Origin of the sequence: Herbaspirillum frisingense GSF30, assembly GCF_000300975.2 — a bacterium.
Taxonomy (GTDB): Bacteria; Pseudomonadota; Gammaproteobacteria; order Burkholderiales; family Burkholderiaceae_D; genus Herbaspirillum; species Herbaspirillum frisingense.
Genome location: NZ_AEEC02000007.1, coordinates 180,259 through 189,660, shown reverse-complemented (window position 1 = coordinate 189,660; position 9,402 = coordinate 180,259). Strand labels below are relative to the sequence as shown.

General features: G+C 61.7%; 12 protein-coding genes. 9 read left to right on the top strand and 3 right to left on the bottom strand.

The window, feature by feature from the left end:
- The 3 genes from flhF to HFRIS_RS07510 all read left to right on the top strand — a co-directional run.
- On the top strand, positions 1 to 997 hold a 997-nt coding region (flhF, locus tag HFRIS_RS07520; protein ID WP_006462689.1), incomplete at its 5' end, for a flagellar biosynthesis GTPase FlhF.
- A 34-nt stretch (positions 998 to 1,031) separates the two neighbouring features.
- A complete protein-coding gene (locus HFRIS_RS07515; RefSeq protein ID WP_006462688.1) occupies positions 1,032 to 1,832 on the top strand; it encodes a MinD/ParA family ATP-binding protein in 801 nt (266 codons plus the stop codon).
- Positions 1,833 to 1,837: 5 nt separating this feature from the next.
- On the top strand, positions 1,838 to 2,575 hold the full coding sequence (locus HFRIS_RS07510; protein ID WP_006462687.1) for an RNA polymerase sigma factor FliA: 738 nt from the start codon (positions 1,838 to 1,840) through the stop codon (positions 2,573 to 2,575).
- A gap of 228 nt (positions 2,576 to 2,803) precedes the next feature.
- Here HFRIS_RS07510 and HFRIS_RS07505 read toward each other — a convergent pair whose 3' ends face one another.
- The 3 genes from HFRIS_RS07505 to flgA all read right to left on the bottom strand — a co-directional run bounded on the left by HFRIS_RS07505 (position 2,804) and on the right by flgA (position 4,543).
- On the bottom strand, positions 2,804 to 3,262 hold the full coding sequence (locus HFRIS_RS07505; protein WP_006462686.1) for a flagella synthesis protein FlgN: 459 nt from the start codon (positions 3,260 to 3,262) through the stop codon (positions 2,804 to 2,806).
- Between the two features lie 30 nt (positions 3,263 to 3,292).
- Entirely contained in the window at positions 3,293 to 3,613 is a 321-nt protein-coding gene (gene flgM / locus HFRIS_RS07500; RefSeq protein ID WP_006462685.1) for a flagellar biosynthesis anti-sigma factor FlgM, read from the bottom strand.
- A gap of 183 nt (positions 3,614 to 3,796) precedes the next feature.
- Positions 3,797 to 4,543 carry a flagellar basal body P-ring formation chaperone FlgA gene (gene flgA, locus HFRIS_RS07495; protein ID WP_209443002.1) on the bottom strand — a complete coding sequence of 249 codons (747 nt, stop codon included), beginning with the start codon at positions 4,541 to 4,543 and terminating at the stop codon, positions 3,797 to 3,799.
- A 221-nt stretch (positions 4,544 to 4,764) separates the two neighbouring features.
- Here flgA and flgB point away from each other — a divergent pair, with 221 nt between their 5' ends.
- The 6 genes from flgB to flgG all read left to right on the top strand — a co-directional run bounded on the left by flgB (position 4,765) and on the right by flgG (position 9,353).
- Entirely contained in the window at positions 4,765 to 5,193 is a 429-nt protein-coding gene (gene flgB / locus HFRIS_RS07490) for a flagellar basal body rod protein FlgB (RefSeq protein WP_006462683.1), read from the top strand.
- Positions 5,194 to 5,199: 6 nt separating this feature from the next.
- Entirely contained in the window at positions 5,200 to 5,604 is a 405-nt protein-coding gene (gene flgC / locus HFRIS_RS07485) for a flagellar basal body rod protein FlgC (RefSeq protein ID WP_006462682.1), read from the top strand.
- An 18-nt stretch (positions 5,605 to 5,622) separates the two neighbouring features.
- Positions 5,623 to 6,345, top strand: coding sequence for a flagellar hook assembly protein FlgD (locus HFRIS_RS07480; protein WP_006462681.1), 723 nt, complete (start codon positions 5,623 to 5,625; stop codon positions 6,343 to 6,345).
- 39 nt (positions 6,346 to 6,384) lie between these two features.
- Entirely contained in the window at positions 6,385 to 7,686 is a 1,302-nt protein-coding gene (gene flgE, locus HFRIS_RS07475; protein ID WP_006462680.1) for a flagellar hook protein FlgE, read from the top strand.
- 111 nt (positions 7,687 to 7,797) lie between these two features.
- Complete coding sequence (flgF, locus tag HFRIS_RS07470; protein WP_006462679.1) at positions 7,798 to 8,535, top strand: flagellar basal-body rod protein FlgF; 738 nt, start codon at positions 7,798 to 7,800, stop codon at positions 8,533 to 8,535.
- Between the two features lie 35 nt (positions 8,536 to 8,570).
- Positions 8,571 to 9,353, top strand: a complete 783-nt coding sequence (gene flgG, locus HFRIS_RS07465; RefSeq protein ID WP_006462678.1) for a flagellar basal-body rod protein FlgG — start codon at positions 8,571 to 8,573, stop codon at positions 9,351 to 9,353.
- The last annotated feature ends 49 nt before the right edge of the window (positions 9,354 to 9,402 follow it).

Here is a 9,402-nt window from a genome sequence, read left to right as displayed (position 1 = left end):
TGAATTCGACGGCAAGGACTACGACGAGATACTGTCCGAGGTGATGAGCGAAATCCGCTCCATGCGTGGCGTGCTGGAAACCCAACTGGCCGAGATTTCTTGGGGTGGCGCGCAAAAGCGCGAGCCGCTCAAGGGCATCGTCCTGAAGGAAATGCTGGCCGCCGGCTTCTCGGCCAGCCTGTCGCGTCTGATCACTGAAAACCTGCCCTCCAACTCCAAGTCGCAGGACATCATGTTCTGGGTCAAGTCGGTCTTGGCGCGCAACCTCAACACCCTGGCCAACGAGAACGAACTGCTGGAAAACGGCGGCGTCTTTGCCCTGGTCGGCCCCACCGGCGTGGGCAAGACCACCACCACCGCCAAGCTGGCCGCACGCTGCGTGATGCGCCATGGCTCCGGCAAGCTGGCCTTGATCACCACCGACGGCTACCGTATCGGCGGCTACGAACAATTGCGCATCTACGGCAAGATCCTGGGCGTGATGGTGCATTCAGTGAAGGATGAAACCGATCTGCGCATCGCCCTGGAAGAACTCAAGGGCAAGCACACCGTGCTCATCGATACCGCAGGGGTGGGCCAGCGCGACCAGATGGTGGCCGAGCAGGACGCCATGCTGGCCGGCGCCGGCGTGGACATCAAGCGCCTGCTGTGCCTGAACGCCACCGCCACCGGAGGTACCCTCAATGAAGTGGTGCATGCCTATTCCAGCTCCGGTCTGGCCGGCTGCATCATCACCAAGCTTGATGAAGCTGCCACCATCGGCAACGTGCTAGACGTGGTGATCCGCCACAAGCTCAACCTGCACTACGTCGCCAACGGCCAGCGCGTGCCGGAAGACCTGCACGTGGCCAACAAGCTGTACCTGGCAGACCGTGCTTTCAAGCAGAAACGCGAGACCGCCCCTTTTGAATTCCAGGAAGGCGAACTGCCCGGCGTGATCGGTCCTACTGCGATGTCCATGAACGACAAAGGTCTGCGCGAGGTGAGCTTTGGCTAGTTACGATATCGACCAGGCCGCAGGACTGAGGCGGATGCTGGAGCGTCCGGTTCCCAGGCTGTTCACTTTCTTCTCGGTGCTGGGTGAAGAAGAGAAGAGTGCCATGCTCATCAATATTGCCGCATCCCTGTCGCAGGCCAAGCATAACGTGCTGGTTGTCGATGGCGACGTGGCCAGTACAGGCCTGCTGACCCGCATCGGCCTGCGCCACGACGTCGCCACCCTGCAGGAAGTGGCGCGTGCCGAACGCCCCTTGCGCGAGGCCACCCGCATGCTGCCGGAAGGCTTTGCCATGGCCCGTATTGCCCGTCGCAGCGTGCCGGTCGCCAGCGATCCGCAGGCCGGACGTCTGGCCGAGATTTTCGACAACCTTATCGAGCAGGCCGAAATCACCCTCGTCAACGGCGTGCTGGCCAGCGACCAGTCGCTGCCGGTGCCGACCATGGAAATGGGCGAGATCGTGATCCAGGTCTCGACCACGGCCACCTCGATCAAGGCCGCCTACGTGCTCCTGAAGAGCCTGAGCGACCGTATCGGACGCCGTCCCTTCAGCCTGATCGTCAATGACGCCACCGAGGCCGAGGCGCGTACCGTCTACGCCAACATGGCCCAGGCCGCCAGCCGCTATCTGGCAGCGCAGTTGAATTTCCTCGGCGCCATTCCGGCCGACGACCATATCCGCCGCGCTACTGGCCAGGGGCGGGCGGTGATGGATGTGTTTCCCTTTGCCGGTGCGGCGCTGGCTTTCCAGCGCCTGTCCAAGCAATTCACGGCGGCCGATACGGCCCGCAGCACTTACGGAATGGCAACCGATGGTGCAAGCCTGGGAGTGTGACGTGCATGTATAACGTCAAGGGAAAAAAGGGCAAGAATGATGTGCTGGAGCAGCATGCGCCGCTGGTCAAGAAACTGGCGCATCAGCTCAAGGCCAAATTGCCCCCTAGCGTAGAGGTGGACGACCTGATCCAGGCCGGCATGATGGGCTTGCTCGACGCCGTCAACCGCTACGAAGAGACCCATGGCGCGCAGTTCGAGACCTATGCCGTCCAACGCATTCGCGGCGCCATGCTGGACGAGCTGCGCAGCAGCGACTGGCTGCCGCGCAGCATCCGTCAGAACGCCCGCAAGGTGGACGAAGCCATGCAGGCCTTGCTGCAGCAGCTCGGTCGCCAGCCGCAGGAAACCGAAGTGGCGCAGCACCTCAAGATCAGCCTCACCGAGTATCAGTCGCTGCTCAGCGAATGCGGTGGGCACCAGTTGATCTACTACGAGGATTTCCACGACGACGATGGTGGCCATGAACATTTCCTGGACCGCTACCAGACCGCCGAGTCCGACGACGACCCGCTGCAGAACCTGATCAATGGCGGCTTCCGCGAAGCCGTGGTGGACTCCATCAAGGCCCTGCCCGAGCGCGAGCAGATCCTGATGGCCCTTTACTACGAGCAGGAAATGAACCTCAAGGAGATCGGCGCCGTCATGGGCGTGTCCGAATCTCGCGTGTGCCAGCTGCACAGCCAGGCGATCTCACGCATGCGTTCCTATCTGCGGGAGCATTCGTGGAGTGGGGTGGCCTGAGAAGTGATTTGCGTCCGGGAGGATGGCTCCGGCATGCTTTAACGGCTCCTTCGGGAGCCGTTTTCAATTCCATCGAGCTCTTGTGTGCCGCCTTGGGTCTGACCCAGCTTGCGCTGAGCAGGTAAAGCTTGAGGCACCTGCACGGCACAAAAAAAGACCCCGAGGCATGGCGCTCGGGGTCTTTGAATCTGCGGCGATTGCGCCCGTGGCGCTCGGCTTGGAGGGTGGTCAGACCACGCCGAGCCTGCGGCCGGAAGATTTGATGCTGTTCTGTCCATCCGGTCCATAGAAGTTACCGGTGCCGGTCTTGCCTTGCAGGATGGTCAGTGCGCTCTGGTTGATCGAAAGCTTCTTGCCGATCAGCAAGCCATTGACGCGGTTGAGCTCCTTGGCATCCTGGGCCAGTTCGAACAGGCCGGCCCAGACGTCCTTGTCGGCGTCGCTGCCATGTTCGTTCATCCACTGCTGCATGCCGGCCTCGTCTCCGCTGTAACCCAGGCTGCCCAGCAGGCTGTGGCGGTTACCGGCCAGCGTGGCCATGTCGGAAACGATGGTGGCTTTTTCGGAAATGATGTCGGTCAGGCCTTCGGCGGTGGCTTCAGCCAGCAAGGCCTGTTCCTGATTCAGTTTTTCGACCAGGCGGGACAGGGCAGCGTGTTCCAGAGGCAGGTTGCTGGCCGGATTCATGCGGGTCATCCTGTGCGAAGGCAGTGACGATCAGGCCGGACGGGCGCTGATCAGGGTCTTGACGGTGTCGATCAGGCCATTGGCCACTTTTTCCGGATCGATCTGGAAGGTGCCGTTGGCGATGGCAGCCTTGATTTCGGCCACTTTCTTGGCATCGAAACTGCTGCTGTTGCTGTTGACCTTGGTTTCCAGCGACTGATAGGTGCTGGACAGGCGCACGCTATCGGAAGTGGCTGCAGTGGCCGCGGCACCATTGCCGGCAGCAGCGCCGGCGGGGGCGTTGTTGCGAGGCTGGGCCTGGGTCTGCTCGCTGTTGAGGGCAGCGGATTTGAGGGCGTCGTTAACGTTCACGGCAGTATTCCTTGTAGGGTGGGGGCGCATCGCACCCGCCTGTCGTATGGATTATCGACCAGTTCTGCGCAAACTTTAACATCCAGGGCGCCAAAATGACGAAATGGGAGAAATTTTCTTCACATTTCCGACGCCCGGCTGCAGATCCCGGCTAGACAGTCCTTTCTTCAGGATTGCCCTCTATCAATAGTTGATTTCCAGAATGCCACCCGCCTTGGCGATGCCGCTGACCACTTGCCCGGCGGCGGTCCGCGCCTGTGCCATCTGGCCTTCATTGGCGTTGGTCATGGCGCGCGCTTCCGTGGAAATCTGGAAGCCCGGGCCGATCGAGACGACCCGTACCGACTGTCCTTGTTGTACCACCCGCTGGTTGCGGATGGCGTCCATGCGCAGCGGGGTTCCTGCGCGTAAGGACATGTTGGCGACCCGGCCCACCACCTGGGCTTCTTCGGTGATCACCCCACTGGGCAGGCTGGACATGTCACCGCGGATGCGGGTGATGTCGCTGGCGCTGATGGTCTGGCCCTGCGCCAGCGGCACGGCGGCCACCAGGTAGTCGGAAATGACCTGGACATTGGCGCGCAGATAGATCGTCCAGGGGGAGGGCGCCACGCACTTGACGCCGACCGTGGTGCGGCCCCACAGGCGTCCGCCGTTGGGCATGAAGGCTTGCGGTTCGAGGCAGGAGGCCAGCGTCAGGCGCGGGTCGGCGGGATCGATGGTGATCGTGACACTGCCCGGCAGGCCGGAGGTCTGGCTGGCCAGGAATTGCTCGGCAACCTGTTGCAGAGCTTGCAAGTTCTGCTTTTGTGGACCGTCAGGGGTGTTTTGCGCGGTGGCTGGCGAGGCGGCCGTCAATGCGCCGGCCAGCATGGCCAAGGCGGCAATGGCACGGCGCAGTACGCGCATGGGGCGAAAAGAATGTTTCATTTTGTGCAACTTGCCTGCAGCAGGCATTGGCGAATCTTGGCAGCAATGGTACGTCGCGCGTGCGAGGTCAAAAGCGCAAACAGGGGAGGCTTTTATCTCTTTATCGCCCCTTAAAGTCCCGGGTGGAAACGTATGATCAAGCCTACGTAATTCCATCATCGGCGTAGTGTGCGATCGTCCCAGGCAGGGCGGCAGCGGCGCCGGTATTTCCGGAGGACCCGATGGTCTCAAAGCTCGACGATTTCTTCCGCTTCAATGAGATGGCGCTGAACCTGCGGGCACAGCGCCAACAGGTGCTGGCCTCCAATATCGCCAACGCCGATACGCCCAACTACAAGGCGCGGGACGTCAATTTTGCCGATGCGCTGAAAAACGCCCTCGACAACAAGGGCGGCGCTATGCCGCCGCTGCAACTGGCCCGCACCGCCGCCTCGCACGTGGCCGGGACCGCGCCTGACAACGGCCCGGGCAGCATCGGCGGTTCGCCCCTGCAGTACCGCACGGTGACCCAGGGTAGCGTGGACGGCAACACCGTCGACCTGGACGTGGAGCGCAATGAATTCGTCGACAACGGCATCCGCTACGAAGCCGGTGTCACCGCTGTGAACGGCCAGATCAAGGCCATGATTAACGCCATCCAACCGGGTTGATAAACCATGTCCCTTTCCAACATCTTCAACGTTGCCGGTTCGGCCATGAGTGCGCAGGCCCAGCGCCTCAATGCCACCGCCAGCAATATCGCCAACGCCGATAGCGCCACCGGCCCGGACGGCCGGCCCTACAAGGCCAAGCAGGTGGTCTTCGAGTCCATCCCCGTGGGCGATGTCAAGGATAGCGGCGTGAAAGTGGCCGCCGTGGTGGAAGACCAGGCGCCGCCCAAGCTGGTCTACGACCCCAAGCATCCCATGGCCGATGGCAATGGTTATGTCGCCATGCCCAACGTCAACCCGGTCGAGGAAATGGTCAACATGATCTCGGCTTCCCGCTCTTACCAGACCAATGTGGAAACGATGAATACGGCCAAGGCCATGCTGGTCAAGACCCTTACCATCGGACAATAGGAAACAGGACCTTAAATCATGGCAATCGTCTCCAATGACCTGCTCAATGCAATGAATGGCACGAGCAGCAGCTCGTCGACCAACAACTCGGCCAGTCTGAACGACAACAGCCCGGATGCGATCCAGAATCGTTTCCTGACGCTGCTGATTGCGCAGATGAAGAACCAGGACCCCAGCAACCCGATGGACAACTCGCAGCTGACTACACAGATGGCCCAGCTGTCGACCGTCTCCGGCATCAGCCAGTTGAACGATTCGCTGGGTACGCTGATGGGCAATCTCAGTTCTTCGCAGGCGTTGTCCACGGCCAGCATGATCGGTCATAGCGTGCTGGCCCCGGGCAATGGCATCCAGCTCACTTCGGACACGACCAAGGATGCCGACGGCAACGAAGTCACCAGCCAGAAGGCGGTGTTCGGTGTGAACCTGCCCAGCACGGCTTCCTCGGTCATCGTCACCGTCAAGGACTCCACCGGCGCAGTGGTGCGCACCATGGACCTGGGTACCCAGGCTGCCGGTGCCGTGCCTGTGATCTGGGATGGTACCAATGACGCCGGCGGCAAGGCGGCTGACGGCAAGTACACCTTCACCGCCACCGCATCCAACAATGGCACCCCGGTCGCGGTGACGGCGCTGGCCTTCGGTACGGTGGCCAGCGTGTCCACCGGCACGGACGGCGTCAAGCTCAATGTCACCAACGTTGGCACCATCAAGTCCAGCGACATCGTACAAATTCTTTAATCGTTATTACCGACATCATTCGGAACAAGGGGATATCTCATGAGTTTTCAGCAAGGTCTGAGCGGACTGAACGGCGCAGCCAAGAGCCTGGACGTCATCGGTAATAACGTGGCCAACGCCAGCACGGTCGGTTTCAAGCAGTCGCAGACCCAGTTTGCCGACATGTATGCCAACTCGATGAACCGCTCCGGCAATTCGCCGGTGGGCATCGGCGTCACCGTGGCCAATGTCTCGCAGCAGTTCACACAGGGTAACGTCAGCTCGTCCAACAATCCGCTGGACATCGCCATCAATGGCGACGGCTTCTTCCAGATGTCGGCCAGCGCGTCAGATCTGTCGCCGATGTACGGCCGCAACGGCCAGTTCCAGCTGGACAAGAATGGCTACATCATCAACCCCAGCATGAATGGCGCCTTCCTGATGGGCTGGGCCGCCGGTGCGTCCGGTGGCGATCCGGTGCAGCTGCAGATCGATACTTCGTCGATCCCGGCCACCCCAACCACTTCGGTGTCCACCAAGGTCAACCTGGATTCTCGCCTGGCCGTGCCGACGGTCACGCCTTTCAACGCTGCCGATCCGAACAGCTACAACAACTCCACCGGCGTTACCCTGTATGACAGCCTGGGTAACCCGTACAGCATGCAGACTTACTACGTGAAGGCAGCGCCGACCGGTGTGCCGCCGACGACTACCTGGACCGTCTACGCCAAGATCGACAACACCACCCTGAACGACGGCGCCACCCCACCGGCCCCCGTTGCGCTGGGTACCATGACCTATGACTCGACCGGTACCCTGACCCAGATCAACGGTGCGCCGGTGACGGCCACCAGCGTCATGACCCTGACGGCCGCGCAATTGAATGATCCGAGCATCGTCAAGGGCGGTGGTAACTTCGCTGCACCGATCAATTTCTCCTATGCAGGTTCGACCCAGACCGGTTCGGCTTTCGTCAACCTGGCGCAAAACCAGAACGGCATGCCGCCGGGTACCCTGTCGAGCTTCTCGATCGACAAGGATGGCACCATCGTTGGTTCCTACAGCAACCAGCAGACCAAGAACCTGGGTACCGTGGTGCTGGTGAACTTCGCCAACCCGAATGGCCTGCAGCCGCTGGGCAACAACCTGTATGCGGCCACCGGTGCGGCCGGCAGCCCGCTGGTGGGCAAGCCCTCCACCGGCACGTTCGGTAGCCTGCAGGCGCGCGCGGTGGAAGACTCCAACGTCGATCTGACCGCTGAACTGGTCAACATGATCGTGGCGCAGCGCGTCTACCAGGCCAACTCGCAGACCATCAAGGTGCAGGACACCGTGCTGCAGACCCTGGTCAGCCTGCGCTGATAATGGCTTGATCGCGCGCCTTGCGGCGTGCGTGCTGCAAGGCCGCCGGCGTCGCCGGCGGCCGGTTTCAACCGCTGGCGCCGGGGGATGGTGCCGCAAATAAGGGGTTTTATGGATCGTCTGGTCTATACAGCGATGTCGGGGGCCAAGCATACGCTGGAGCAGCAAGCGACTGCCAGCAACAATCTGGCCAACGCCACGACCACGGGTTTTCGCGCCCAATTGAATACCTTCCGCTCGGCACCGGTGGTGGGCGATGGCTTGCCCACGCGGGCCTTCGTGGTCGACTCGACCGCGGGCAGCGATTTTTCGCAGGGACCGATCCAGGACACCGGGCGTGCGCTGGACGTGGCCGTTCAGGGGCGCGGCTGGATCGCGGTGCAGACCGCCGATGGCGGCGAAGCCTATACCCGCAATGGCAGCTTCAAGATCAACGAGAACGGCATCCTGCAGACGCAGAATGGTCAGTCGGTGCAGGGCGACGGCGGTCCGATCACCATCCCGCCCGATACCACGGTGGCCATCGCCGCCGATGGCACCGTGTCGTCGATCCCGACCAATGGCATTCCCAATGCGGTCAACGTGCTGGGCCGCATCAAGCTGGTCAATCCGGACGAAAAGAACATGAAGCGCGGTGATGATGGCCTGTTCCGCACCATCACCGGTGCTGCCCAGCCGGACGCCAACGTGCGCCTGGCCAGCGGTGCCGTCGAAGGCAGTAACGTGAACGTGGTGGAGGCGATGGTCAACATGATCAACCTGTCGCGCCAGTTCGAGATGAACATGAAGGTGATCCAGACCGCCGAAAGCGATGCGACCAAGGCGACCCAGATTCTGTCCTTGTCCTGATAGCGCAGCCCCTGCGCTGATTACCGGAGAAATAAATGATTCGTTCCCTGTGGATTTCCAAGACCGGCCTGGATGCGCAACAGACGCAACTGGACGTGATTTCCAACAACCTGGCCAACGTCAGCACCAACGGCTTCAAGCGTTCGCGCGCCGTGTTCGAAGACCTGCTGTACCAGACCGTGCGTCAACCCGGCGCCCAGTCCTCGCAACAGACACAACTGCCCTCGGGCCTGCAGATCGGTACTGGCGTGCGTCCGGTCGCCACCGAGCGCATCTTCAGCCAGGGCAACGTCAACCAGACCAACAATGACAAGGATCTGGCGATCCAGGGCAATGGTTTCTTCCAGATCCTGCTGCCCGACGGTACCACCGCCTACACCCGCGATGGCGCCTTCCAGACCGACAGCCAGGGCCAGTTGGTGACCTCCAGCGGCTACACCCTGCAGCCGCCGATCACCATTCCGCTCAACACCACCAAGCTCAGCGTGGGTCGTGACGGTACCGTCTCGATCATGCAGGCCGGTTCGACCGCGACCACGCAGATCGGCACCATCCAGGTGGCCACCTTCATCAACCCGGCTGGCCTGGAAAGCCGTGGCGAAAACCTGTACGTGGAAACCGCCGCTTCCGGCACTCCCAACCCGAATACCCCGGGTACCAACGGTGCCGGTGCCTTGTGGCAGGGCTATGTGGAAACCTCCAACGTGAACGTGGTGGAAGAGCTGGTCAACATGATCCAGACCCAGCGCGCCTACGAAATCAACAGCAAGGCCATCACCACATCCGACCAGATGCTGGCCAAGCTGTCGCAGCTGTAAGACCTGGCGGCGAGCCGGGGCGGCGTTATTGAACAAGGTAGTCGGCAGT